The organism is Streptomyces hokutonensis, from assembly GCF_042751305.1.
Lineage (GTDB): Bacteria > Actinomycetota > Actinomycetes > Streptomycetales > Streptomycetaceae > Streptomyces > Streptomyces hokutonensis_A.
Genome location: NZ_JBHYWD010000002.1, coordinates 541,317 through 565,959 on the forward strand (window position 1 = coordinate 541,317; position 24,643 = coordinate 565,959).

Sequence of the window (24,643 nt, forward strand, 5' to 3'; positions counted from 1 at the left end):
CGGGCAGTCCCCGGGCCGGAGAATGAATCCCGGACTGTGCCGACCACCGGGAAAGATGCCTCCGCGGCAGCGCGCGCGTTCGACCAGCGTGACGAGGGCGGCGTAGTCGTCCTGCTCACCGAGAACCCGTGGCAGGAGGTGGCCGACGACGCCCGTACCGTGGCGGCCGTGTGCCCCGTACTCACGATCCGGATCCAGGAGTGACCCCTGTGACCGTGACACCTGAGCAGCGACACCAGGACCTCGAAGTGCTGCGGGACCGCTGGTACCGGGAGGGCCACTACTCCGCGCGCACCATGGCCGAGACCTTGGAGGACGCGGGCCGGAGCTTCCCGGAAACGCGGTTCGTCTTCGCGTCGGAGGCGACCCGCACCACGCTCACCCTGACCGACATGCTCGCCCTCGGCCGGCGCGCGGCGGCCGGGCTGCGCCGGAGGGGAGTGGGCCCCGGTGACGTGGTCGCCGTGCAGATCCCCAACCGGCAGGAACTCGTGGTGTCGTACTTCGGCGCCTGGCTGCTCGGCGCGGTCGTCCTGCCCATCACCCACATCTACGACTCCGCCGAGGTCGGCGCCATCCTGCGCGACGCCGGCGCGAAGGTGCTGATCCTGCCCGACGCCTGGCGCTCCATCGACTTCACTGCCCGCCTCGCCCGACTCGACCCGGGCCCCGCCCTCGAGCACGTCGTGATGATCGGCGAGCGGACCGCGCCGGGTACCGTCCCGTGGTCCCAACTGACCGACGGGGAAGGGCAGATACCGCCGCCCGAGGGCGTACGGGCCGACGACGTGTGCGCGGTGATCTACACCTCGGGAACGACCGGCGTACCCAAGGGCGTGCAGCACAGCCACAACTCGCTGCTGTGCGAACTGCGCAAGGGCGACCTGATGAACGAGACGGCACCGGGCGACATCCGGCTCATCCCCTGGCCCTCCGGCCATGTCGCCGGCCTGCTCGCCGCGTGCTGCGGGATCACCGGCGGCACGGACACCGTGCACATGGACCGCTGGCACGACGCCCACGCCGTGGAACTCGTCGAAAAGTTCCGCTGCACCATCACCAGCGGCACCCCGCTGCACGTCGAGGCGATCCTCACGGCGGCCGAGCAGCACGGCCGGGACATCTCCAGCCTGCGCTTCGTCCAGGTCGGCGGAGCCAACGTGCCGCCCGCGCTGGTCGCCAGGGCCGACGCCGCCGGCATCGTCGTGGCACGGGCCTACGGCAGCACCGAGCACCCGCGCTGCGCGACCTCTCCGCTCAACGCCCCCGCGCCGAAGCGGTCGTTGACCGACGGTGTCGTGCGCTTCGGTGACGAGGTGCGGATCGTCGACGAGGAACTGCGGGAGCTGCCCGTGGGCGAGGAGGGGGAGGTTCTGACCCGGGGCCCGAGCCAGTTCGTCGGCTACCGCGATCCCACCCACGACGCGTCGGCGTTCGTGCCCGGCGGCTGGTTCCGCACCGGCGACGTCGGACGTCTCGAGGCGGACCGGTACTTGACCATCACCGACCGCATCAAGGACATCATCATCCGCGGCGGCGAGAACATTGCCTCCAAGGAGGTCGAGGACATCCTCGCCACCCATCCCCGGGTGCGCCACGCGGCCGTGGTCGCCGAACCCGACCCGCGCTACGGCGAGCGCGTGGCCGCGTTCGTGGTCCTCGACGGCGGCACGCTGGACATCGAGGAAGTGCGGGAGCTGTTCGCCCGCCATCGAGTCGCCCCGCAGAAGACACCGGAACGCGTCGAGGCCGTGGAAGAACTCCCGCTGGCGCCCTCGGGGAAGGTCCGCAAGTACGAGTTGCGCGAGCGGCTGCGAGCCCGGGCGGTCGACGATTCGTGACCGACGGGCGCCGCACGGATGCCGCTACGCTGCCGTGTCGTGCAGCAGACACGCCTCGATATCGCCCGGATCAGGGCGGCCCGCCGGGTGATCGACCCGATGTTCCTCGACACCCCGCTGTACCGCTGCGAGGCGCTGGAGCCCGGCCTCGGGTGCGCGGTCAGCGTCAAGCTCGAAACGGCGAACCCGGTCCGCAGCTTCAAGGCGCGCGGCACCGAGCTGGTCGCGAGCCTGCTCGCCGACAGCGGCGAGCAGGCCGTCGTGTGCGCCAGCGCGGGCAACCTCGGGCAGGCCCTCGCGTGGTCCGGTCGTGGCCGGGAGCTCGACGTCACCGTGGTGGCGTCGCGTTTCGCGACCGCGGCCAAGCTCGACCGCATCCGCGCGCTGGGCGCAAAGCTGGAACTGGTGGACGGGGACCACGAGTTGGCCCGTGAGCGGGCGGCGGCCGTCGCACGGTCCGAGGGCATCCGATTGGTCGAGGACAGCCTGGACCTCGAGACCTGCGAGGGCGCGGCGACCATCGGCCTGGAACTGGCCGACGCGGCACGGCAGTTCGACACTGTGTTGATCGCCCTCGGTGGCGGGGCGCTGGCCACCGGAGTGGGGCATGTGCTGAAGGACCTGGCGCCCGAGGTGGAGGTGATCTGCGTCCAGCCACTGGGCGCACCGGCGTTGACGCTCTCGTGGCGTGCGCGGCGGATCGTCACCACCGACTCGGCGGACACCATCGCCGACGGTGTCGCCGGCCGTTTTCCCATCCCGGCCGTCCTGGACGACCTCCTCCTGGTCGCCGACGACGCCGTCCTGGTCCGGGAGGAGTCGATCATCGCCGGTATGCGGATGCTCTTCGACCGCGCCGGACTCGTCGTCGAACCGTCGGCCGCGCTCGGCATCGCGGCGATCATCGAGGACCGCGACCGTTTCGCGGGCCGTCATGTGGTCACCATCGTGTGCGGCGGCAACGTGGACGCGGACGCCTATCGCCGCTGGATCGGTGCGGCTCCTCTGTAGGAGTCCTCCTGCACCGCACGGCTTCCCGGGCACGCTCGTCACGTGCCCGGGATGTCCCGCCGCGATGGCCGCTTTCCCTTCACCGCGACGGTGTCCACCGGTGGGTGGGACCAGAGTTGCCGCTGTGCGGCGACGGGTGAAGGCCTCGGGGGGCCGCGTCAGACTCTCGTAAGATCGACTCCGCGCAGATCTCTTAAGCTGAAAGGGAGTTGGCGACGGCGGCGTGCCGGGCAGGGACTCCCCGAGGCCGCCCAGCGGTTCGACGCCATCGAGGACCGCATCGCGGAGTACCTCGCCAGGCGCCAGTCCGCCGTGCCCGAGCCGCTGCCGCACTCCGCCACGGACTGACTCCTGCTTCTGGCCGCGAGGCCCTGCCGTGCCGGGGCTCACCAGGCCGACTGGTTGGATACAGGCATGGACCACGGCGGCCACCAGGAATCGGGCCTTTCCAAGAGCGTCTGGAGCGACGCCGACTTCCCGGAGATGGGCTGGCACGACGCCACGGTCCACGCCCTGTCCGTGCAGCCGACCGACGACGTTCTGCCGCGTCTTCTTCTCGACCTCGACTACATCGTCCGCTGGGTCCACCCGGTCCCGCCGGCGACACATTTCTCCTTCTGGATCGCCCCGGCGACGCTCGTCTTCGACGGCGTCTGGGACCTCGAAGGAGACCTCGACTTCAAGGGCACGACCCCGGATCTGGAGATCGACGGCGTGCACCGACTCGTGCCGGACGACGGCCGGGAGGACCTGCCGCTGTGGCATATCGAGGGCCACGCCTTCGACTTGAGGTTCCGCGCGTCCGGCTACCGCCAGTACTTCCGTCAAGCACCGGTGCTCGCGTCGCGACAGACACTGCCTCACGCCGAGCGGGGCGGCTGCGCCTTCACCGAGGTCGGCTTCCGCTGACACACCCGTCGGCCGGGTCTCGCCAACACCTGGCGCTGCAAGGCGAGTTCAGCGTGGCCGCCGCTGTACGACATCCGCGAGCACCGTGGACACCAGCTTGCCGACGGTCGATGTGGTCGGCGGGTCCGAGGCTCGGTCGGCGAACAGGAGATGCCCGCCTCCGACCAACGACAGCGTGAGCGAGCCGATGTCGGCGTCGGCCGCGATGCGGCCCCTGGCCCGCTCGTCGGTCAGATAGGCGGAGACCGCCGTCGTCATCTCGCCGAGGATGGCGATGCCGCCTCCGGGCCGGGCCTCCCGCAGCCGTGCGCGCAACTCGTCCCGGAAGGTGATGAGCGGGATGATCGCCACCGGTACGGGCCCGAACAGCGTGGTCAGCGCGCCGGTGAGGTTGGCGGCGACGGTGCTCGTTCCGGCGGAGTCGCGCAGCGCCTGCGCCTGTGTCTCCAACTGTGCGGCCCGGTCGAGGACGAGCTCGGCGACGAACGCGTCGAAGTCGGTGAAGTGCCGGTGCAGAACGCCTTTGGCGCAGCCCGCCTCGTCGGTGACGGCCCGGCTGGTCAGCCCGTTCGGGCCGTCGCGCAACAGCACGCGCTCGGCGGCGTCGAACAACTGCTGCCGCGCATCACGAAGGTGCACCCCGGTCGGCACTTGCGGTTCCTCTCGTGCGTCAGTCCTCTGCCACCCATTGGCTTGTGGGCGCTTGCCCACTAAGGTGAACGCATGCCCACTTTACCGCGAGAGCAGCCAGCGCCCGCCCCCCTGCACCGGGCCCGACAGATGGCCGAGTCCTTCGGCGTGGACGCCCAACGCTACGACCAGGCCCGCCCCGGCTACCCCGATGGCCTGGTGGCGCGCATCGTCGCCAGGAGCCCGGGGGCCGGTGGGCTCGACGTGCTGGACGTCGGCTGCGGTACCGGCATCGCCGCCCGCCAGTTCCAGGCCGTCGGCTGCACCGTGCTCGGCGTCGAACCGGACGCGCGCATGGCCGACTTCGCGCGGGACCGCGGCCTGCCGGTCGAGGTGGCGACCTTCGAGGCCTGGGAACCGAGCGGCCGAACGTTCGACGCGGTGACCGCCGCCCAGTCCTGGCACTGGGTGGACCCGTTCGCCGGTGCCGTCAAAGCCGCCCAAGTGCTGCGCCCCAACGGCCTGTTGGCGATCTTCGGGCACGTGTACGAGCCGCCCGCCGAAGTGGCCGAGCCCTTCGCGGCCGCCTACCGACGAGTGGTACCTGACTCGCCGTTCGGCGGTGGGTCGGCCCGCCGCCCGCTGGAGATGTACCAGGCGGCGTACGCGAAGGTCGCCGGCGAGATCCGCGAGACCGGACAGTTCGACGACCCGCAGCAGTCGCGATTCGACTGGGAGCGGTCCTACACGCGCGACCAGTGGCTGGACCTCCTCCCCACGACCGGCGGCCTCACCCGCCTCGCACCCGGCCAACTGGCCGAGATTCTGGGCGAGGTGGGCCGAGCCGTCGACGCCCTGGGCGGCAGTTTCACGATGCCCTACACCACCCTGGCGGTCATCGCCGCACGCGCCGGCACCCCCCTCTGATCCCCTTTGATCCACTCCCTTTCGGAACGGCGGGTTCCAGAGCGTTGCTTTCCGATCGGCCCGCTCGTTGATCTCCGCATGCAGTGAGCGGTGCCCGAGCGGCATGGAGGCGTGGATCGACAGTGGTGCCCGGCGGCCTCCCGTGGGCAGGCGAACGGAGAGCCCTGTGCGCATGAGTGACCTTCAGCGGTGCGAGATCCGTCCCGGACGACTCGTCGAGTGGACGCTGCACCCAGCGGCCGTAGGAGCGGCGCGGGCACTTCCCGACGACGTGCGGCCGCCGGCGTATGTGCAGGAGTCCCATATCCGTACGGCGCGTTCGGTGCGCGAGGACGGGCTGTTCGTGCCGACCTGGCTCGGTACCGCCTTCGACATGCCGGGGAGGATCGAACTCGACGTGCTGCAGGGCGCGTTGCGGGACTGGATGCTCCGGCACGAGACGCTGCGCAGCGGTTTCCGGTGGGCCGGCGACGAGATGCGCCGCTTCACGCTGGACGCCGACGATGTGGCCCTGCACCGCGAGGACGTGGGCGAGTTCGCGGACGCGGGGACTCTGACCCGGTATCTGCAGGACCGTTTCGATGTCACGGCGGACGCGCTCACCTGGCCGAACTTCCTCTTCGCAGCGGTCGTACGGCAGGACTGCACGAGCGTGTACCTGGCGTTCGACCACAGCAACGTCGACGCCTACTCGCTCCATCGCATCGCGGGCGAGGTGCACGAGCTGTACGCGGCCGGGCTCGCCGGGAAGACGGTCGAAGTGGCGCCCGTCGCCAGCTACATCGACTTCTGCGCGGGCGAACGCACGGACGCGGACCTGATCGACGACACGCACACCGTCGTCTCCCGTTGGCGCGAGTTCATCGCCCGCTGCGACGGCAAACTGCCGAACTTCCCCGTCGACCTCGGCCTCGACCCCCAAGGGCCGCTGCCCACACAGAAGTTCCTCCAGGAGATGCTGACCGACGACACGGACGCGGCGGCCTTCGAGGCCCACTGCCGCCCGTACGGCGGAAGCCTCGTGGGTGTCCTGGCGGCCGTCGCCCTCGCCGCCCGCGAGATCAGCGGCCTCGACGTGTACCGCACCGTCGTGCCCTTCCACACCCGGGCCAAGTCCCGCTGGGCCGACTCCGTCGGCTGGTACGTGGGCGGCGCGCCGATCGAGATCCCCATCGAGCATGCGCGGGACTTCGACGACGCCCTTCGGATGGTCCGCGCCACCCTCCGCGAGAACCGCCCACTGGCCCGCATGCCCATCGCCCGCGTACTGCGCCTGCTCGGCGCCGACTTCAGGCCCACGTCCCCCGACCTGTATTCGATCGTCTCCTACGTCGACTCGCGCGCCCTGCCCGGTTCGGACCGCTGGCAGGAGCTGAAGGCGTACGGACTGATCCGGGTGTCGTACGGCGATCAGGTGTGCGCGTGGGTGACCCGGGTCCATGAGGGTCTGCAGTTCGCCTGCCGTATCCCGGACAACGACGTCGCGGACAAGAACATGCGGCTGTGCATGGAGTTGGTGGGCGAGCGCATGGTCTCGGTGGCCCGGCAGGACTTGGCCGTGCGCCTCTAGGCCCATTACGTACGGCTGTCGAGGCCGGAGCCGACCTCGGGCGCGTGCGCCGACCGGTGTTGCGCGCCCCGTGGTGTTCAAGGCCCCGTAAACGGGCCACACAACCGACCTGAGCACCTTCCCCCGACTGCGGCCGGTGAACGACAAGAGCGCGGGGACGGTACTGGGTTGACGCCCGCCCTACACCCCGGCTCGGCCGATCGCCGTGGGCGCGTCCCAACCGCTCCAGGCGGGGATCGCCTCCAGGGCCTCCCGCCAGGCGGCCGGGACGCCCCCGGTGCCGGTGCGGGCCGCGACGACTCCGCCCACGATCGCGCAGGTCGTGTCCCGGTCGCCCCACCCGGCGACGGTCTGCCACAACGCCTCCGGCAGGTCGTCCTGGTGCCCGGCCGCCGACCACAGGGCGAACGGCACGGTGTCCGGAGCCGAGATCAGCGTCCCGGAGCCCAGTACGGACGCGGCGTGCCGCACCGACGTCCGCTCGGAGAAGCCCGCGGCCACCAGCAGACGGGAGCGGACGTCGCCGTCCGGGACGTGCGAGGCGACCTCGCGAAGGAACTCGGCGCGCGGCAGGGCCTGTTGATCCGCGCCGGCGGCGGCCAGCGCGGCGGCCACCGCCACGGCCACGGCCCCCGCGACGGCCTCCGGGTGGGCGTGGGTGGTCAGCGCGGACAGCCGGGCCTGCTCGGCGGCGGTGGCGACATCGTCCCGGAACCAGGCGCCCAGCGGGGCGACCCGCATCGCGGCACCGTTGCCGTAGGACCCCTGCCCGCCGAACTGCCCCGTGGTGACCGCCTGCCAGTCCTCCCCCTCGCCGACGCGGCGCAGCACACCGTGCATGGACGGGCCGTACTTGCGCCCCGGTTCGCGTTCGTACTCGGCGGCGAACTCCCTTGCCAGCGCGTCCGGTTGAACCTCCCCGTGGGCCACCAGATGCGCGAAGAGGACGAAGGCCATCGCCGAGTCGTCCGTCCACAGCCACGGCGCGGGCCGCAGTTCGCGCGCGGCCCACAACTCCTCGGCGGGCTCGTCGGACCGGGTGAACCAGCTGTCCCCGAAGGCGTCGCCCGTCACCAGGCCGTCCAGAGAGGCGTGGGCGTGTTGCGGGCTGCTCATGGCGGGGCTCCTGTTAAAGATCGGCGGGCAGCGCACATCGTAGTTAAGGTGCCGGGATGGAGCGGATCCTGGTGGTCGGAGCGACGGGAGCGGGCAAGTCCACGCTGGCCCGGGGCGTGAGCGAGCGGCTGAAGGTGCCGTACCACGAGATGGACGCGCTGTACTACGTCGGTGCCGACTGGGCCGTCAACGAGCACCTGACCGACGATGTTCTACGGTTCACCGCCGAGCCCCGCTGGATCGTCGACTCGATCGGCTCGCCCGAAGTCCGTGATCTGCTCTGGGAGAAGGCCGACACGGTGCTCTGGCTGGACTACGGGAGACGCGTGATCATGCCGCGCGTCCTGCGCCGCTCCCTCCGCCGGACGGTCACGCGCGAGCGCATCTTCGGCGGCAACAGGGAGACTTGGGCGGGGTGGTTGAGCCGCGAGCACCCCGCTTGGTGGGCCTGGTCCCAGCATGCGGGGCGGCGCCGTGAGATCGAGCGCCGGACCAACGACCCGCGCTTCGCTCCGCTCAGCACGCTCCGGTTCGACCGACCCCGGGAGACCGCGGCCTGGTTGGCGTCCCTGGGCTGAGCCGTCAGAGGAAGGGCGTGCCCGCGTCGAGACCGGAGAGGACCCGGCCGTACAGCTCCAGGTTGGTGCTGGGGTTGACGAAGGAGTGCAGGCTGAGCGCGTGCAGATCGCGCACCGCGCGCTGGATGGGTACGTCCCGGTGCAGCGAGGACGCGCCCGACGCGGACGCGATCAGATCCACGGCCTCCTTGCACAGCCGGGTCGAATAGCCGCTCTGCGCACGGATCTTGGCGCGTTCCGCCTGTGTGTACGGTTCGTCGTTGTCGGCCGCGGACTCGATCCGGGCGACGAACTCGGCAGTCAGCAGTTCGGCGCAGGAGATCTTCAACGCGGCCTCGGCGACCTGGAGATGGGTGACGCCCGCCTCGTACTGCCGCTCGTGGAAGGTATACGTGATGCCCCGCCGGTGGATGCGCTCGGTGAACTCCGCGAGGGCCGCCCGGGCCAGGCCCAGCGCGTTCGGCGCCGTCCAGGCGCAGAACAGCATCAGGACCGGCATCCGGTAGAAGGGGTCGTCGGCGTTGGCCTTGGAGGGGGAGCCGCCGCCCAGCAACTGCCCCACGGGCAGGATGCGGTGCGCGGGCACGAACACGTCCCGTGCGACGACGCTGTTGCTTCCGCTGCCCGCAAGCCCCGACACGTACCAGTCGTCGAGGATCTCCAGATCCGACATCGGTACGGCGGTCCACAGCACCTCGGGCGGTCCGTCGTCGGACTCGACCCGGGCCGTCAGCAGATGCCAGTCGGCGTTCTGACAGCCGGTGGCGAAGCCCGAGGTGCCGTTGACCAGATAGCCGCCGTCCGTGGCCACCGCGACGGCGTCCGGGATGAGTGTGCCGCCGACCCGCACATCGGGGCCGGTGAAGATCTCGTCCTGCGCCTCGTCCGGGAACAGGGCGGCGATATAGGCACACCCCGCCTGGATCAGCGCCATGAAACCGGTCGAGCCGCACCCGGCGGCGATCTCGCCCAGCACTTCGACCTGGGTGCTCAGCCGGCTCTGGTAACCCCCGTACCGGCGTGGGACGTTCATCCGGTACACCCCGGCGTCCGTCAGCGCGGACACCACCTCCGCCGACACCCGCCGCTCCTGCTCGGTGCGCAACGCGCGTTCACGGAGCAGGGGTTGCAACTCCCGTACGCGTGCGACGAGACCGGCATCGGACGGGAGCGGAGCCATGGGCGACCTCCGAGCGCTACGGGCCCTCACCGTGACGCGGATCGCGCAAGGTGTCAACGCCCGTGCTCAGCAAGGCAAGTTGAGGGACCGGTAGAAGTCGAGGTGACTACGGGCGGCGGTGTCCCAGGTGTGGCGGACGGCCAGGTCCCGCCCCGCGACCCGCCGCACCGGGTCCTCGACGGCCAGGGCGTTGCCGAGTTCCGTGGCCAACTCCTCGGGCGTGGCGGCGAAGCGCGCGGCGGCCCCGAACACCTCACGCAGCACGGGCAGATCCCGCACGACCAACGGCACCCCCGCCGCCAGCGCCTCCATCGCGGCGAGCCCGAAGCCCTCCTTGAGCGACGGGAAGGCGAACACGTCCGCCGCGGCGACCAGGGACGGCAGTTCGTCCTCCGCGACCTGACCCAACACGACCGGTTCCACGGCGAGTTCGGCGGCCCTCGCCTCCCAAGCCGCCCGGTAGTCGCGGTAGTCGAAGAGGGTCTCACCACCCGCGATCACCAGCCGGACGTCGGGACGCGCGGCGCGCAGCAGGGCGTAGGCCTCCAGGAGGTCCAGCGAGCCCTTGCGGGGTTCGATGCCGCCCACGGTGAGGACGTACGGGCCGAGACGGGAGCGCCAACTCGCCCGCGCGGCCGGGTCGGTGACGGCGAAGCGGTCGTAGGCCACCCCGTTGGGAATGACCCGCGCCTCGATGCCCCAGCCCCCGGCCAGCTCCCGCGCGACCGCTTCCGACACGCACAGGTGCGCGTACGGCTCGAAGATGGCCCGTTCGTGGCAGGCGGCCAGTTCGGGGGTGGTGAAGTGGTCGAGGTGGTGGACCGTGCGGACGCAGCGGCCGGCCGCGTTGGCGCTGATGCAGTCCTGGGCGTGGACGATGTCGTAGGGGCTGGGGTCGAAGGCGGTGCGGAGGGTGGCGATGGAGCGCAGGACGCGGGCGCCGACGGACTCCTCGGGCGGACCGTCCGGGAAGGGGACGACCTGGAGCCGTACCGCCGGGTCCACCGGGCGGAAGAAGCCCGCGTCGCCGCCCCGGCCCAGGGTCCACACCGTGACGTCCTCGCCCAGTGCCGCGAGGGCCTCCGCGAGGGCGAGGGTGTGGACGACCCCGCCGCGCGGCCTGGTCGAGTAGCTGAGCAGGGCGATCTTCACGTACGCGACTCCCGGTAGGCGTCGGGGCGGCGCTCGTCCAGGTGTCGCAGGACACGTCGGGCGCGGTCCGTCTCGGCGGCGACGTCGATCTCGGCGACGGCGAGACCTGCCTTGGACCAGGTGCGGGCGAGGATGTCGCCGCCGGGACCGACCACCTTGGCCTGGCCGAGGAAGCGCATGCCTCCCATGGCGCCGGTCTGGTTGGAGGAGGCCAGGACGACCTGGTTCTCCGCGGCGCGGGACTGGTCGTACAGGTCGAAGAGCCGGGCCTGGCGGTCCTGTGCCATGCGCGGGGCCCGGTTGGTGATGCTGGTGGGCCAGGCGGACAGACAGGCGAGGATCTCGGCGCCGTCCAGGGCCAGCGAACGCGCCGACTCCGGGAAGGTCTTGTCGTAGTCGATGAGCATGCCGATGCGGCCGACCGGCGTGTCGAAGGCGTCGAAGCGGTCGCCCGCCGTGTACGCGGCGATCTCGCCCGCCGGGAGGTGGACCTTGCGGTGCCGGCCGAGTACGCCGTCGCCGCTGACGCACACGGCCGCGTTGTAGCGCTCGGTCCCGCCGTCCTCGCAGTAGCCGACGCACACCACCATCTCCGCGGCCAGCCGGGCCACTTGGAGGATCAGCGGGTCGTCCGGCTTGAGTGCCGGGGGCAGCGCCTCGGGGTCGGGGTGGCGCAGGTCGGCGAGGTAGCCGCCGAGAGCGGCGTCGGGCAGCACCAGCAGGCCGGCGCCCGAGCCGCGGGCGTCGTCGATGAGTTTGGCGACGCGCGCGAGGTCGAACTCCAGGTCGCGGCCGAAGTGGGCGGCCGCGGCCGCGATCCGGACGGTGCTCATACGGTGACTGCTCCCGGGGCTGGGCCATAGGTCTCGGGCCGCCGGTCGCGCAGATGCCCCATCGACCGGCGGGCGGTCTCCAGGGCCTGCGCGACGTCCAGTTCGGCGACGGCGATGCCGGACGCCACACCCGTGTCGGCGAGGATCTCGCCACCCGGGTCGACGACCTTGGCACTGCCTACGAAGCGTAGCGACCCGAACGTACCCGCCTGGTTGGCGGACAGCCACACGATCTGGTTCTCCAGGGCGCGGGCCCGGTCGAAGAGGTCGAAACGCCGCTTCCAGCGGTCCTTCTCCAGGTCCGCGCTCGCGTTCGTCCGCGCCCCCGGCCAGGCCGACACACACACCCCGATCTCGGCACCGTCCAGGGCCAGCGCCCGTGCCGACTCCGGGAACGCCTTGTCGTAGCAGATCATCATGCCGATCCGGCCGACCGGGGTGTCGAAGGCGTGGAAACGGTCGCCGGAGGAGTAACTCGCATCCTCACTGAGGGGTTGGTGGACCTTGCGGTGGTTGCCGAGGACACCGTCGCCGGTGACGCAGACGACGCTGTTGTAGCGGGTGTCCCCCGAGACCTCGCAATACCCGGCCACGACCGTCAACTCCCCGGCCAGGGCGGCCAGTCGGCGGATCTCCGGGCCGTCGAGGGCGAGCGCGGGCGGCCCTTCGTCCAGCGCGCTGTCGTCGTCCAGGCTCAGCAGGTATCCGCCCAGGCACGCCTCCGGCAGGGCGAGGAGCCCCACGCCCTGCTCCCGGGCCTCCTTGATCAGCCGTTCGGCGATCGCGAAGTCCTCCTCCAGGTCGCGGCCGAACTCGGCGGCCACGGCCGCCATCCGCAGCGTGCTCATGCCGTCCCCATTCCGGTCACCGTGGAGGTGACCGCCTCGGTGATCTCTCCGTCGGGCCAGCGCAGCCCGACCCCTTGCCCGTCGGTCAACTCGCCGCACACAGCGCCGGTTGCCGGGCCGGCGGGCAGCGGCGGCGCGCCGGGCTCGTCGGCGGTCAGCATCGCGAAACCCGGGAAGCAGGTCAGCCAGTCGCCCATCGAGGCCTTTGTGGGACGTGGCACTTCGGCCACGTCGAGCACCGCCCCGCAGCCGCTCGCCTCGGCGAGCATCCCCAGCGTGCCGGCGATCCCGGCCATCGACACATCCTTCGCGGCGGCCGGTCGACCGGCGGCCACCGCACGTGTCATCGTGCGCAGTTCGTCCGTACGACGACAGGTGGTCGAGTCCCACTGGCGGCCCCGGTAGCCCGCGCGCCAGCCGCCGCCGAGGTCGGCCGTGAGCCGTACGGCATGTCCGGGACGCCCGCCGCCACCCGGTACCGGCCTGTCTGTGCGGCCGAGCGCGGTCACCGACAGGGCGGCGGGGACGCCGAGTTGGGTGTGGCCGCCGAGCACCGGGACGCCGTAGGCGCGCGCTGCTCGGGTCAGTCCGGCGAGGATCAACGCGGCGTGCGCCGCATCGCGGGCGCCCACCGCGTCCAGCAGTCCGACCGGTGAAGCACCCATCGCGGCAAGGTCGTTGACGTTCACCAGGACCGCGCACCAGCCCGCCCACTCGGGGTCCCGCTCGACCATCGACGGCACGATCGCGTCGCACGCGGCGATCACATCGGTGCCGGGGACGGGCGCGCCGTCGTCGCCGGCGAAGCCGGACGGCGCGGGCAGCTCGGCGAGCAGGGAGCCCAACGCGGCCTTCGTGAGGGTGACTTGGGCCGCAATCCGCCCGATGGGCCACCGCATCAGGACATGCGCGGTGCGGGCGACCTCCGTGGTGCGCACGGACCGCCAGCCGAGCCGCCGGAACAGCACCTCGTTGCGGGCCTGCACGGTCGCGTCGAACCGCAGCACACCCTCCGTCTCCGCCCGTGCGCAGGCGGCCCGGACCAGTGCCGCGCCGATGCCGTGCGGGCCTCGCGCCTTCGGTGCGACGACCAGCCGGCCGCCCTGCCACCAGCCCAGGTCGGGCCCATCGTCGACCGGGCCCAGCCGCACCCCGCCGATCACCGTGCCGTCCGGGGCCCTGGCGACCAGCACGACGGTACGGGGGTCGGCGTCACGGTCGTCGAGGTCGTCGCCGGCGAAGAGCCCCTGCTCGTGGACGAAGGTGTCGGTGCGCAGCCGTCCGTAGGCGGCCAACTCGGTGTCGTCGGCGGCCTGTTGGATGTGGAACGCGGGGCGGCGGGCGAGGGTGCTGCGGTCGCCGAGCAGCGCCAGGATGTCCACCGGCCCGTCCGCCACGAGCGGTGCCGCCGAGCCGTCGAGGTACATGGCGTTCACCCGCCCGCGGTGCGCAGCACACTGCACGCGCCGCAGGCCGCGCAGCCCGCCTTCTGGTCGGCCCCGCTCATCCCGGCCGCCCGCAGCCGGGCCGCGACACCCTCGGTGACATACCGCAGGAGTTCCGCACCGGGCGGCGCGATCCCGTCGCGGGCGGCGAGCGTGCCGCGCATCGGACGGAAGGGGACGACGAAGGGATACACTCCCCGGTCTATCAACTCCCCGGCGCCCGCTATGAGTTCGTCGGGATCCTCGCCGAGGCCGACGAGCAGGTAGGTGGAGACGCGGTTCGGTCCGAAGACCCGCACCGCCTTGTCCCAGGCGGCCTCGTACTCGGCCATCGGGACGCTCGACTTGCCGGGCATCCAGCGCCGCCGTACGTCCTCGTCGAGGGACTCCACGTGGATGCCGATCGCGGTGGCCCCGGCTTCGTGCAGGGCGCGGATCCAGGCGAGGTCGCCGGGCGGTTCGCACTGCACCTGGACGGGTAGGCCGGGGACCGCTTCGAGGACGGCGCGCACGGAGCGGACGAGAGTGCGCGCGCCCCGGTCCGGACCGGTCGTCGTGCCGGTGGTCATGACCATCTGCCGTACGCCGTCCAACCGGACGGCGGCCTCGGCGACTTCGGCGAGTTGAGCAGGTGTTTTGGCGGCGACGGTCGCGCCGGCGCGCAGGGACTCCTCGATGGTGCAGAAGCGGCAGCGGTCGGACTCGGCGTAACGGATGCAGGTCTGGACGACGGTGGTGGCGAGGACGTCGGCGCCGTGCAGACGGGCGATGTGTTCGTAGGAGACGCCGTCGGCGGTGGTGAGGTCGTAGAACTTCGGGCGGTCGACGGCGGACAGCGTCAGGCCGGTGTCGTCCTCGCCGAGCCAGACCCTGCCGTCCCGTACGGAGTAGGGGCTTTCGGGGTTGGTGGGCAGCGCGGCGTTGGCACCGTCGACGAGGACATGACCGTCGTCGCTCGGTCCCGCGCCGTCCGGCCGCCGCACCGGAGCGTCCAACCGGACTCCGTGGAGGGCGAGTTCGGCACGGGTCATGATCCGCACGTCCACCGCTGTGTTGGTGCCAACGCTCACGGCCCGCCCCTTACAGCTGGTAGGTGGAGTTGATGATGGCGCCCTTGCGGGCGTAGTGGATCAGCGCGTCCTGGACGTCCAGCGGATGGGTCGGGATGACGCCCTCGATGAGGTCCTCCTCGCGGGCGCCGTGCAGGGAGAGGCCGAAGCGGCAGCAGAAGACCTTGCCGCCCTCGGCGATGAACGTCTTGAGCTGGTTGTTGATGTTGTGCTCGCCGGGGAAGGCCGAGTTGCCGGTGGTCGGGAAGCCGCGGGTGGCAAGGCAGTTGAGGGAGCCGGGGCCGTAGAAGTAGATGGCCGTCTCGAAGCCCTTGCGCAGGGCGCGGGTCGCCTGGAGGACGGCGACGAAGGAGACCGACGACTCGTGGGCGATGCCGTGGACGAGGGTGAAGTACGTTTCGCCGTCCTCGGCCTTGTAGTCGGGGAAGACCTTGGTGGAGCCGTAGATGCTGGTGCCCTCGGGGAGGGACGGGTGGGGGATCTCGGTGAGGGACTTCTGCTCGATCTCGCTGAGTTCGACGGTTTCGGACATGGCTGTCTCCTTGTACGTGCGTGCCGGACTTGAGAGAAGGGGGGTCGGTCAGTCGTAGAGCGCGGCGAACGTGTCCCTGAAGACCAGGTCGCCGAGTGTGCCGCCGCCGGTCGCTTCGGCGAGGCGGGCGTACTCGCCCGTGAAGTCGCCCCACGGCTGGTCGCTGGCGAAGAGCACCCGGTCGTGGCCGATGCCGCGGCGCTCGATCTCCTTGGCCAGCCAGCGGGGAGTGAAACCGATGGCCCAGGAGAGGTCGGTGTAGACGTGCTTGCCGGCGCTGATCCAGTCGAAGAACCGGGAACCGGCCAGCTTGATGTGGCCGCTCATCCCGCCGCCGAAGTGCACGAGATGGACGGGGACCCGATCGGCGTACCAGTCGACCAGGTGGCCGACCTCGTCGATGTCGGAGGCGGCTCCGGGGGAGGTGTGGACGTGGACGACGAGGCCGTGGCGGGCCGCCGTGGCGAAGATGTGGTCGAGGTGGGGGCGACAGGCCGGGTCGGTCGGGCGCCCGCCGAGCAGGAAGCTCAGCTTGAGCGCCTTCACGCCCCGCTCGCCCGCCAACTCCAGTGCCCGGGCGGTGCGTTGCTCGTCCTCCGGACGCGGGGAGACCCACAGTCCGGCCCGGACGCGGTCGTCGGTCTGGGCGGCCTCGATCGCCAACTCGTTGAAGGAGAAGGCGATCGAGGGGTCGGGCACGCCGTAGTTGGGGATGACCAGGGCGCGTTCGGTGCCCTCCGCGTCCAGGTCGGCGATGAGCTGCTTGACCGTGGCGCGGGCGGTGGTGTCGGGGTTGACGGGCGGGCCGCCGTAGAAGGGATACGCGGGCAGGACGCCGATGTGGCGGTGTGCGTCGTAGACCATGGTCTCTCCCGTTCCTCAGCCGATCGGGAGGGCGGAGGCGAGGTCGGTGGGGGCGCCGGTCAGGGTGCCGCACACGTCGGCCAGGCGGCGCGAGGCGTCGATGTGGTCAGCGAGGAACTCCGCGTCCCTGCCCACCGCTTCGAAGCGTCCCGAACCCCACGAGTGCTGCCAGGGCAGGCCCAGGAAGTACAGGCCGGGGACGCTGGTGGCGCCGCGCCAGTGCATCGGGTAGCCGCGGCCGTCGAAGACCGGTGCCTCGATCCAGCGGTGGTCGCGGCGGAACCCGGTCGACCAGACGACGGACGTGATGCCGGCCTGCTCCAGGTCGAGTTCGCGGGGCTGGTCGTCGGGCTCCCACACCGGTATGTAGCGGGCCTCGTCCGGTGCGGCGATGCCATGGGCGGTGATGTGGGCGTCGATGGCGTCCTTGATACCCTCGGCCACGGCGTCCGCGTGGTCCAGGTTCACCTTGAGGTCGTCGGCGAACTCCAGTGCCCTACCGCTGACTTCGGTCAGGCGGCCGTACAGCCGCATACCGTCGCTGGCGAAGGCGCGCAGGTCGATGTCGCGGCCCCCGCCGCGTCCGGTGACGTAGTGGTTGACGCGCATCCGGACCGCGCCCGCGTCGTCGAAGTCGTCGATGCTCCTGGCGTAGTGGCCCATCTCGTCGAGCCAGGCGACACAGTCACGGCCGCGGTAGAAGCGGGCCACGCGCGGTGCGCTGCCGACGGACAGGTGCACCTGGCGGCCGGCGAGGTGCAGGTCCTCGGCTATCTGGCAGCCGGACTGGCCGGTGCCGACCACCAGGACGGCGCCCGGGGGGAGTTGGGCGGGGTTGCGGTAGCGGGAGGAATGGACCTGGGTGACCGGGTCGGGCAGCCGCTGGGCCATCGGGGGGAGGGCGGGGGAGTGGTAGGGGCCGGTCGCGATCACCACCTGGTCGGCGGTGAAGTCCCCTTGTGTGGTGGAGAGTTCGAAGACCCCGCTCGGGGAGCGGCGCAGCCTGGTGACCGTCACGCCCTCGACCAGCGGTGGCCGGAAGTGGGCTACATAGCCCTCCAGGTAGCGCACGATGTCGTCGCGGACCATGAAGCCGTCCGGATCGTCTCCCCGGTAGGGGTAACCGGGCAGTCGGCACTGCCAGTTGGGGGTCACCAGACAGAAGGAGTCCCAGCGGCGCTCGCGCCACTCGTGGCCGACCCGGTGGGCCTCGACGACGATGTGGTCGATGCCGCGTTCATGGAGCTGGTGGCTGACGGAGAGTCCGGCCTGACCGCCGCCGACCACGGCGACGGCGTAGTGTGCGCGGACAGCGAATCGCATCTCGGACATGACATCCTCCATGCCGCGCGCCGAGGTCTTGCCACCTCGCCGCTCTTCATGGCGACCAACTTCGGCCTTGTGGATGTCCGAACGAAGTCATCGGGAACAAAGGGGAGTTGCGAAAACCTCACCGTTGCCGCAGGGGCAAGGCGGCTATTCGGTGAGCCTGGTGGCCGCTTCCACGTTCGGCCACCGGGCGAGCGAGATCATCGCCATCACCCGGTGGATCAGATAGCCGGCCAGCGGCAGTTCGGCGAAGACCGCGAGGGCCGCGGCCGACCAGACGTCGTCGGTGCCGAAGGCCAGCGACATGTCGAACCACGCGTCGCAGATCAACAGCGCCGCCGAGAAGACCGCCGCCACGATGACCCCCCGGTGCCGCCGCCAGCCGAGCAGCGCGGTGGCCGCCATCGAGAGCACGAGCAGGACGTCGAACCCGACCCACGTCACACGCCACTGGTGCACCTCGTACTGGGCCGGCAGTGTCACCGCCAGCAGCACTGTCCAGGGGACCAGTCCCACGGCGCAGACGGTGAGCAGTTCCAGGGTGTGCCGCCGGTGCCGCCGGACCCGCTCCAGCGTGTCCGGCGTCGGAGTCGGGACGTCCGGCACCTGGCGTATGTCGGCCTTCGACGCGTTGTTCACCTTGACTGCTCCGTTCTCAGGAGTCCGGTCATGATCCGGTACCTAAGGCTGAAACAGCCATGGACCGCGCTCTCTTCCCGAGGTGCGCGAACCCGGATTCTGTGCTTCCGGATCCTGTCAAACCGGATGGATTATCCCGATAGCGGATGAACGGGGCGACGGGCTAGACTCGCGCAACCTACGACGCGGGGAGTCCGGCATGCGACGGTGGGCCGAATTCGTACTTCGGCATCGCAAGGCGGTCGTGGCGTTCTGGGGTCTGGTGCTCATCGCCGGCATCGCCCTGGCGGGCCGGACCACCGACCGCCTCACGATCGACTTCTCGCTGCCCGGCCAGCCCGGCACCGTGACCGCGCACAAGATCGAGAAGGCCTTCGGCAGCGGCGGCGACACCAATCCGTATCTCGTGGCCGTCACTCTGCCCGCCGGACAGACCGTCACCGGCCACGAGACGGACGTCGGGCGCGTGTTCACCGCCGCCGGCACGGCCGCACCGGGACTGCGGGTGATCGACGAGGCCAACACCGGTGACAAGGCGTTCCGGACGAAGGACGACCGCACCGCCTACGCGCTGGTCTTCTACCGGTTCAACCCGTCACCGAGCCAGACCCTGCTGACCGACCCGATCAAGACGGCCGCCCAGAAGGCCGCGCCGGCGGGCGCCAGCGTCGGCGTGACGGGCGAGGACCCCCTCGCCTCCGGCGGCGACAACGGGGGCGGCCCCGGAGTACTCGGCGAGACCCTCCTCGGCGCCGTCGGCGCACTCGCCGTCCTCGCCTTCGTGTTCGCGTCCTTCCTCGCCCTGCTGCCGCTCCTGGTGGCCGCGGTGTCGATCCTCGCGACCTTCGTGATGCTGCTGCCGCTCACCTACGCCACCGACGTGTCGTTCATCGTGCAGTTCCTGGTCGCCCTCATCGGCCTGGGCGTCGCGATCGACTACTCGCTGCTGTTCGTCACCCGCTGGCGCGAGGAGCGCGACCGCGGCCGGGACAACCACGACGCGGTCGTCGTCGCAATGCAGCACGCCGGGCACGCGATCGTGTTCAGCGGCGTCACGGTCGCCATCGGCCTGCTCTCCCTGGTCGTCCTGCCCGTCCCGTTCCTGCGCAGCATGGGCTACGGCGGTGCGCTCATCCCGCTCGCCAGCGTGCTGACGACACTCACCCTGACCCCCGCGATCCTCGGCGGCATCGGGCCCAAGGTCGACTGGCCCAAGATCCGGCACGAGAACCGGGCGAGCCGCTTCTGGAGCCGCTGGACCGCCGCCGTCGTACGGCGCCGCTGGATCGCGGCAGGCGCCGCACTGGCCGCCCTCGCGGCCCTCGTCGGCGTCTTCCTCGGCATCAAGATCGGCCTCGCCTCCTCGGAGTCCCTCGCCAAGAACGGCCCGGCCTACGACACCCTGCAGACCCTGGAGCGCGGCGGCGTCCCGACCGGCGCGCTCACCCCGATGGAGGTCCTGGTCAGCACCGACCAGGCCAAACCCGTCGCCGCCGCACTCGCCAAGGTCGACGGCGTGACCAGCGTCCTCGTGCCGAGCGGGCCCGCCGGCAACCGGGGCGGACAGAGCATCGTCGTCGTCATCCCCGACACCGAGACGGTCAACTCGAAGAGCATCGACGTCGTCAAACGGGTCAAGACCGCCACCGAGCACCTGCCCGGCGCAGTCGGCGTCGCCGGAGTCGGCGCGGCCCAGATCGACTTCCTGCACGCCGTCTACGGCAACTTCCCGCTGATGCTGACGATCATCGCGCTGCTGACGTACGTCCTGCTCGTGCGCGCCTTCCGCTCGCTGCTGCTGCCGCTGAAGGCGGTGCTGCTGAACCTGATCTCACTGGCGGCGACCCTCGGCCTGATGGTCCTCTTCTGGCAGGACGGTCACGGCTCCAACGCGATCTTCGGCATCGCTGCGACGGGGGCCGTCACGTTCTGGATCCCGATCATGATCTTCGCGTTCCTGTTCGGACTGTCCATGGACTACGAGGTGTTCATCCTCTCCCGCATCCGGGAGGAGTACGACGCCGGCCTCTCCACCGACGAAGCGGTGGTCGAGGGCATCGGCCGCACCGGCCGCCTCGTCACCAGCGCCGCACTCATCCTCTTCCTCGCCTTCGCCGCACTCGCCTCGGGACCGGGCACCGACCTCAAGACCCTCGCGACCGGCCTCGGCATCGGCATCCTGCTGGACGCGACCATCGTCCGGATGCTGCTCGTGCCGTCCCTGGTCTCGCTCTTCGGCGGCTGGAACTGGCAGCTGCCCGCGTGGGCGGCCCGGCCGCTGCGTGTGCAGCCCTCCTCCCCGCACCCGGAACGGGCCGGCCCCGCGCCCACAGCACCGGCGGACTAGGCTCTCGCCCAGGGCCCCCGGCCGAAGCGGAACGGCGTCAGCGCGTCCGGGCGCCGGCCGGTGCGCACGTACGCGGCCAGCTGATGGCCGGTCACCGGGCCCAGGGTGACGCCGAGCATGCCGTGGCCGGTCGCCGCGAACGCGTTCTCGTGCCCGGGGACGCGGTCGACGACCGGGAGTCCGTCGGGCAGGAAGGGGCGTCCGCCCACCCACGGATCGCGGATGAGGCTCACGAGGTCGTCGGGGTCGTCGAACCACCGGCCCAGATAGTGCCGGCTGGCGAGCGCGACAGCGACGATCCGGCGCCAGTCGAGACGGTTGTTGTTGCCGCTCAGCTCCATCGTGCCGCCGATGCGGGTGGTGGCCCCGATCGGCGAGGCGACGGCCCTGCGCTCCCCGAAGTACAGCGTGTGCCGGGGCGCCGGATCCAGGTCTACCGAGAAGCTGTAGCCCTTCCCGGCCTGGAGCGGCAGCGAATGGCCCAGCGAGCCGAGCAGGTCCGAGGAACGCATACCGGCCGCGATGACGACGGACGAGCACGGGATCTCACCGGTCGCGGTACGCAGCGCGGTGACCCGGCCGCCCCCGATGCGGAACCCGGTGGCCTCCGTGTTCTCGTGGACCTTCACCCCGGACGCGGTGAGGGCCTCGCCCAGGGCGCGGGCGAACGCCTCCGGGTCGACCACGCCCTCGCCCTCCACGAGATAGGCGGCGCGGACCCGGTCGGAAAGCGCCGGGTCGAGCAGCCGGGCCTCGTCGCCCGTGACCATGTCGTCCGGCATCGGATAGCGGCCGTGGGCCATCTGCCGCTGCACGGCGAGATGATGGCGCGCCTCGGCGGGGGAGAGGAACGCGTGCACCATGCCCGGCCGGGTAAGGCCGGTCTCGACCCCGGCCGCCCGCAACCCGTCGAACAGGTCGAACGTGGTGCGGTTCAGCTCGGCGATCGCCGTGTAGCCGCGCCGGAACGCGGCCGGGGTGCTGCTGCGCCAGAACCGCCACAGCCACCGCACGAACGCCGGATCGGGCAGCGGCCGTAGGTACAGGGGCGAGTCCGGGCGGCCCAGGGAGCGGAGCGCATAGCGCACCACGCCGGGCGCGGGGACCGGGGTCGAATGGCTGAGGCAGACCCAGCCCGCGTTGCCCCGGGACGCCCCGGAGCCCAGCGCGCGCCGCTCGACGACCTCCACCTCCAGGCCGGCCTCGGCCAGGTAGTAGGCCGTGCACAGTCCCACGACACCGCCGCCGACCACGACGACCGGACCACCGTGCCCGGTCATGATGTGGATCCGTAGGCGGCGAGGAACGCGCGGGTGCGGGCCTGTTCGGGGTGGTCGATGACCTGCTGCGGTCGGCCCTCCTCGACGATCCGGCCGCCGTCGACGAAGACGACATGGTCGGACACCTCGCGGGCGAAGGGGAGTTCATGGGTGACCAGCAGCATTGTCATGCCGTCGGCGGCCAGTTCGCGCATCACGCTCAGCACCTCGCGGGTCGCCTCCGGGTCCAGGGAGGAGGTGGGTTCGTCGAAGAGCAGCACCTCGGGCCGGAGCGCCAACGCGCGGGCGATGGCGACGCGTTGCTGCTCACCGCCGGAGAGCCGGTCGGGCAGGGCGAGACCCCGATGGGCCACCCCGACCCGGCGCAGCAGGGCAACAGCCCGCTCCAGGGCTTCCGACTCCGGCACACCGGCCTTGCGTTGGGCGACCACGACGTTCTCCACGGCCGTGAGATGGGGGAAGAGGTTGAAGCGCTGGAAAACCATACCGACGGTGCGGCGCAGCCCGGGCAGGTCGCGGCAGACCATGCCGCCGTCGTGGTGCACCACCTCCCCGGCGACCTCGACCGTGCCCCGGTCGGGCCGCTCCAGCAGGTTCACACAGCGCATCAACGTCGTCTTGCCGCCGCCGCTCTGACCGATGACGCTGACGATCCGGCCGCGGTCGACCTCGAGACTCACGTCGTCGAGCACGAGACGGCCGTCGAAGGACTTGCTCAGCCCCTTGATCCGAACGACCGCTTCGGCGCGGGTGGTTGGGGTGGACTTCGCCGTGGTGACGGGCTCGGTCATACGGCCGGCTCCTTCAGGTTGGCTCCCGCGCCGAGGTCCGCGGCGAGCAGCGTCCGGGCCGCGCGCACCCTGCGCCGCCGCCAGGGGGAGAGGGGGACGCCCGCCCGGACCTTGCGCTCCAGCAGCAGGAGGAGCTGGGAGAGCGGATAGCACAGAGCGAAGTAGATGGCCGAGATGACCAGGTACACCTCCAGCGCCCGGAACGTCGCGGACGTGATCAGCCGCCCCTCCGACATCAACTCGGCGGCGGACACCGTTACCAGCAGCGAGGTGGACTTCAACAGGTCGACGAGCATGGTGTTGGTCCCGGCCAGCGCCTGCCGGACCGCCTGCGGCAGCACGATGTGGACGAAGATCCCCACTCTGCCCAGCCCCAGCGCCTCACCGGCCTCGGTCTGCCCGTCGTGCACCCCGCTGATCGCGGACCGGAAGATCTCGGACAGATAGGCGGCGTAGAAGACGACGAGACTCAGACACCCGGCGGTGAACACGTCCAGCCGGATGCCCGCCGAGGCCAGACCGAAGTAGGTCAGGAAGATGATGGCGAGGAGCGGGACGTTCTTGAAGATCTCCGTGTAGACGGCGGCGAGCGCCCGCGCGGGCCACGCCTTGCTGAGCCGTAGCAGCGCCACGACCAGACCGAGGACGACGGCGCCGGTGAAGCTGACCACCGTGTACGAGACCGTGCGCCACAGGGCGTCGATCAGGTCGGAACGGTAGTCGGACCAGGGGACTTGGAAGAGACCCGACATGTCGGTTCCTCACTTCCCGATGGTCGGCGGTGTCCAGTCGCCCGGCCGGTCCACACCGCGCCGGGCGGTGGCGACATCGGCGGCGGGCCTGAGGAACTGCGCGGGATCGCCGCCGTACTTGGTGACGAGCTTCGCCAACTCGCCGTTCTGGTACATCGCGTCGATCTGCGCGGAGATCGCCTGCTCCAACTTCGTGGCCTTCTTGGGGAGGTAGAAGCCCGTCTGGTACGGCTCGAAGTACTGGAGGGCCGGCTTCGCCTTCACCTCGGCGGCGGTCGGCGGGGTCAGGTACTCCGTTGCGATCTTCAGGTCCGGGCGCTGCTTCTGCGCCGCGATGATGATGAGCGGGTCAAGGAAGCCGACGTCGATGCGGCCGGCGCCGAGGTCGTCGAAGACGCCGTTGGCGTCCGGGTAGGCGTGCAGTTTCGCGCCGGGCACGGCCTGGATCGACTTGACCCAGACATAGCCGTCGACCGTGCCGAGATTCAGGCCCTTGAGGTCGGCAAGCGTCTGGTAGGTCTTGCCGCTGCGGACGGCCATCGCCGGGGGCGAGTAGTACGGCGGATCGGTGAACAGCCCCTGTTTCTGCCGGTCGGCGGACCAGGCGACACCGCCGATCGTGATGTCCACCCGACGTGACTGGACCCCGGCGAGCATGCCGGCGAAGTCGGTCACCTGGGGCTTGACCTGGAGGCCCAGCTTCTTGGCGACGTAGGTGAGGATGTCGCCGTCGAGCCCGACGATCCTCCCGCCCCGCACAGTGGTGTAGGGCGCGTACGGCTCGACGGCGACCTTGAGGACGCCGGGCGTGAGCGTACCCAGGGCGGCGGTCTTCGCGGAGACGTTCTTCGGGGCGTCGTCGCCGCCCGAACCACAGGCGGCGACGGTGGACAACAGCAGCGTCGCGGACAAAGCGACCACGAGTGAGCGCACACGGATCATCGGCACGGGCCTTCCGTATCGGCACTGAAGGGACCCGCCGTTCACCGCGCTGTGCCC

24 protein-coding genes are annotated in these 24,643 nt (G+C 71.1%); 8 read left to right on the plus strand and 16 right to left on the minus strand.

What is annotated here, in order from left to right:
- Nucleotides 1-36: 36 nt before the first annotated feature.
- The 4 genes from ACFXC1_RS08650 (at nucleotide 37) to ACFXC1_RS08665 (ending at nucleotide 3,761) form a co-directional block, all read left to right on the plus strand.
- Nucleotides 37-204: a ferredoxin gene (locus tag ACFXC1_RS08650; protein ID WP_381240627.1), complete on the plus strand. Its 168-nt coding sequence runs from the start codon at nucleotides 37-39 to the stop codon at nucleotides 202-204.
- Between the two features lie 5 nt (nucleotides 205-209).
- Entirely contained in the window at nucleotides 210-1,841 is a 1,632-nt protein-coding gene (locus ACFXC1_RS08655; RefSeq protein ID WP_381240629.1) for an AMP-binding protein, read from the plus strand.
- Between the two features lie 39 nt (nucleotides 1,842-1,880).
- Nucleotides 1,881-2,852: a threonine ammonia-lyase gene (locus ACFXC1_RS08660; protein WP_381240631.1), complete on the plus strand. Its 972-nt coding sequence runs from the start codon at nucleotides 1,881-1,883 to the stop codon at nucleotides 2,850-2,852.
- Nucleotides 2,853-3,266: 414 nt separating this feature from the next.
- Nucleotides 3,267-3,761, plus strand: coding sequence for a hypothetical protein (locus ACFXC1_RS08665; RefSeq protein ID WP_381240633.1), 495 nt, complete (start codon nucleotides 3,267-3,269; stop codon nucleotides 3,759-3,761).
- A 48-nt stretch (nucleotides 3,762-3,809) separates the two neighbouring features.
- Here ACFXC1_RS08665 and ACFXC1_RS08670 read toward each other — a convergent pair whose 3' ends face one another.
- Nucleotides 3,810-4,412: a TetR/AcrR family transcriptional regulator gene (locus tag ACFXC1_RS08670; RefSeq protein ID WP_381240636.1), complete on the minus strand. Its 603-nt coding sequence runs from the start codon at nucleotides 4,410-4,412 to the stop codon at nucleotides 3,810-3,812.
- 72 nt (nucleotides 4,413-4,484) lie between these two features.
- Here ACFXC1_RS08670 and ACFXC1_RS08675 point away from each other — a divergent pair, with 72 nt between their 5' ends.
- Together ACFXC1_RS08675 and ACFXC1_RS08680 are read left to right on the plus strand one after the other, a co-directional pair.
- The gene (locus tag ACFXC1_RS08675) at nucleotides 4,485-5,318 is read left to right on the plus strand and encodes a class I SAM-dependent methyltransferase (protein ID WP_381240639.1); all 834 of its coding nucleotides are present in this window, start codon (nucleotides 4,485-4,487) and stop codon (nucleotides 5,316-5,318) included.
- A 172-nt stretch (nucleotides 5,319-5,490) separates the two neighbouring features.
- The gene (locus ACFXC1_RS08680; RefSeq protein WP_381240641.1) at nucleotides 5,491-6,888 is read left to right on the plus strand and encodes a condensation domain-containing protein; all 1,398 of its coding nucleotides are present in this window, start codon (nucleotides 5,491-5,493) and stop codon (nucleotides 6,886-6,888) included.
- A 180-nt stretch (nucleotides 6,889-7,068) separates the two neighbouring features.
- On the opposite strand, the gene ACFXC1_RS08685 is transcribed toward ACFXC1_RS08680, so the two are convergent.
- A complete protein-coding gene (locus tag ACFXC1_RS08685) occupies nucleotides 7,069-8,004 on the minus strand; it encodes an ADP-ribosylglycohydrolase family protein (protein ID WP_381240644.1) in 936 nt (311 codons plus the stop codon).
- 56 nt (nucleotides 8,005-8,060) lie between these two features.
- Between ACFXC1_RS08685 and ACFXC1_RS08690 the strand changes: the two genes are divergently transcribed.
- Complete coding sequence (locus ACFXC1_RS08690) at nucleotides 8,061-8,582, plus strand: P-loop NTPase family protein (RefSeq protein WP_381240646.1); 522 nt, start codon at nucleotides 8,061-8,063, stop codon at nucleotides 8,580-8,582.
- A 4-nt stretch (nucleotides 8,583-8,586) separates the two neighbouring features.
- On the opposite strand, the gene ACFXC1_RS08695 is transcribed toward ACFXC1_RS08690, so the two are convergent.
- The 10 genes from ACFXC1_RS08695 to ACFXC1_RS08740 form a co-directional block, all read right to left on the minus strand.
- Nucleotides 8,587-9,762: a flavin-dependent monooxygenase gene (locus tag ACFXC1_RS08695; protein WP_381240648.1), complete on the minus strand. Its 1,176-nt coding sequence runs from the start codon at nucleotides 9,760-9,762 to the stop codon at nucleotides 8,587-8,589.
- A gap of 66 nt (nucleotides 9,763-9,828) precedes the next feature.
- Complete coding sequence (locus tag ACFXC1_RS08700) at nucleotides 9,829-10,914, minus strand: MSMEG_0565 family glycosyltransferase (RefSeq protein ID WP_381240651.1); 1,086 nt, start codon at nucleotides 10,912-10,914, stop codon at nucleotides 9,829-9,831.
- Entirely contained in the window at nucleotides 10,911-11,747 is an 837-nt protein-coding gene (locus ACFXC1_RS08705; RefSeq protein ID WP_381240654.1) for a carbon-nitrogen hydrolase family protein, read from the minus strand. Before ACFXC1_RS08705 ends, ACFXC1_RS08700 begins: the two co-directional genes overlap by 4 nt.
- Entirely contained in the window at nucleotides 11,744-12,595 is an 852-nt protein-coding gene (locus ACFXC1_RS08710; RefSeq protein WP_381240656.1) for a carbon-nitrogen hydrolase family protein, read from the minus strand. The genes ACFXC1_RS08705 and ACFXC1_RS08710 overlap by 4 nt, the downstream gene beginning before the upstream one ends.
- A complete protein-coding gene (locus ACFXC1_RS08715) occupies nucleotides 12,592-14,022 on the minus strand; it encodes an MSMEG_0567/sll0787 family protein (RefSeq protein ID WP_381241132.1) in 1,431 nt (476 codons plus the stop codon). Before ACFXC1_RS08715 ends, ACFXC1_RS08710 begins: the two co-directional genes overlap by 4 nt.
- A 5-nt stretch (nucleotides 14,023-14,027) precedes the next feature.
- Nucleotides 14,028-15,110, minus strand: coding sequence for an MSMEG_0568 family radical SAM protein (locus tag ACFXC1_RS08720; RefSeq protein ID WP_381240658.1), 1,083 nt, complete (start codon nucleotides 15,108-15,110; stop codon nucleotides 14,028-14,030).
- Between the two features lie 10 nt (nucleotides 15,111-15,120).
- A complete protein-coding gene (locus ACFXC1_RS08725) occupies nucleotides 15,121-15,642 on the minus strand; it encodes an MSMEG_0572/Sll0783 family nitrogen starvation response protein (RefSeq protein WP_381240661.1) in 522 nt (173 codons plus the stop codon).
- 48 nt (nucleotides 15,643-15,690) lie between these two features.
- Complete coding sequence (locus ACFXC1_RS08730) at nucleotides 15,691-16,506, minus strand: amidohydrolase family protein (protein WP_381240663.1); 816 nt, start codon at nucleotides 16,504-16,506, stop codon at nucleotides 15,691-15,693.
- A 15-nt stretch (nucleotides 16,507-16,521) separates the two neighbouring features.
- Nucleotides 16,522-17,838, minus strand: coding sequence for an MSMEG_0569 family flavin-dependent oxidoreductase (locus tag ACFXC1_RS08735; protein WP_381240664.1), 1,317 nt, complete (start codon nucleotides 17,836-17,838; stop codon nucleotides 16,522-16,524).
- Nucleotides 17,839-17,982: 144 nt separating this feature from the next.
- Nucleotides 17,983-18,474 (minus strand): hypothetical protein, encoded by a 492-nt coding sequence (locus ACFXC1_RS08740; protein WP_381240666.1) that lies wholly within the window; start codon nucleotides 18,472-18,474, stop codon nucleotides 17,983-17,985.
- 199 nt (nucleotides 18,475-18,673) lie between these two features.
- Between ACFXC1_RS08740 and ACFXC1_RS08745 the strand changes: the two genes are divergently transcribed.
- Nucleotides 18,674-20,821, plus strand: coding sequence for an MMPL family transporter (locus tag ACFXC1_RS08745; protein ID WP_381240669.1), 2,148 nt, complete (start codon nucleotides 18,674-18,676; stop codon nucleotides 20,819-20,821).
- On the opposite strand, the gene ACFXC1_RS08750 is transcribed toward ACFXC1_RS08745, so the two are convergent.
- From ACFXC1_RS08750 to ACFXC1_RS08765, 4 genes are read right to left on the minus strand one after another with little or no spacing between them, the layout of a single operon-like run.
- Nucleotides 20,818-22,101 (minus strand): NAD(P)/FAD-dependent oxidoreductase, encoded by a 1,284-nt coding sequence (locus ACFXC1_RS08750; RefSeq protein ID WP_381240670.1) that lies wholly within the window; start codon nucleotides 22,099-22,101, stop codon nucleotides 20,818-20,820. The two genes, ACFXC1_RS08745 and ACFXC1_RS08750, sit on opposite strands and share 4 nt — an antisense overlap.
- On the minus strand, nucleotides 22,098-22,892 hold the full coding sequence (locus ACFXC1_RS08755) for an amino acid ABC transporter ATP-binding protein (RefSeq protein WP_381240672.1): 795 nt from the start codon (nucleotides 22,890-22,892) through the stop codon (nucleotides 22,098-22,100). The genes ACFXC1_RS08750 and ACFXC1_RS08755 overlap by 4 nt, the downstream gene beginning before the upstream one ends.
- Nucleotides 22,889-23,644 carry an amino acid ABC transporter permease gene (locus ACFXC1_RS08760; protein WP_381240674.1) on the minus strand — a complete coding sequence of 252 codons (756 nt, stop codon included), beginning with the start codon at nucleotides 23,642-23,644 and terminating at the stop codon, nucleotides 22,889-22,891. Before ACFXC1_RS08760 ends, ACFXC1_RS08755 begins: the two co-directional genes overlap by 4 nt.
- Before the next feature lie 9 nt (nucleotides 23,645-23,653).
- The gene (locus ACFXC1_RS08765) at nucleotides 23,654-24,586 is read right to left on the minus strand and encodes a substrate-binding periplasmic protein (RefSeq protein ID WP_381241133.1); all 933 of its coding nucleotides are present in this window, start codon (nucleotides 24,584-24,586) and stop codon (nucleotides 23,654-23,656) included.
- Nucleotides 24,587-24,643 lie beyond the last annotated feature (57 nt).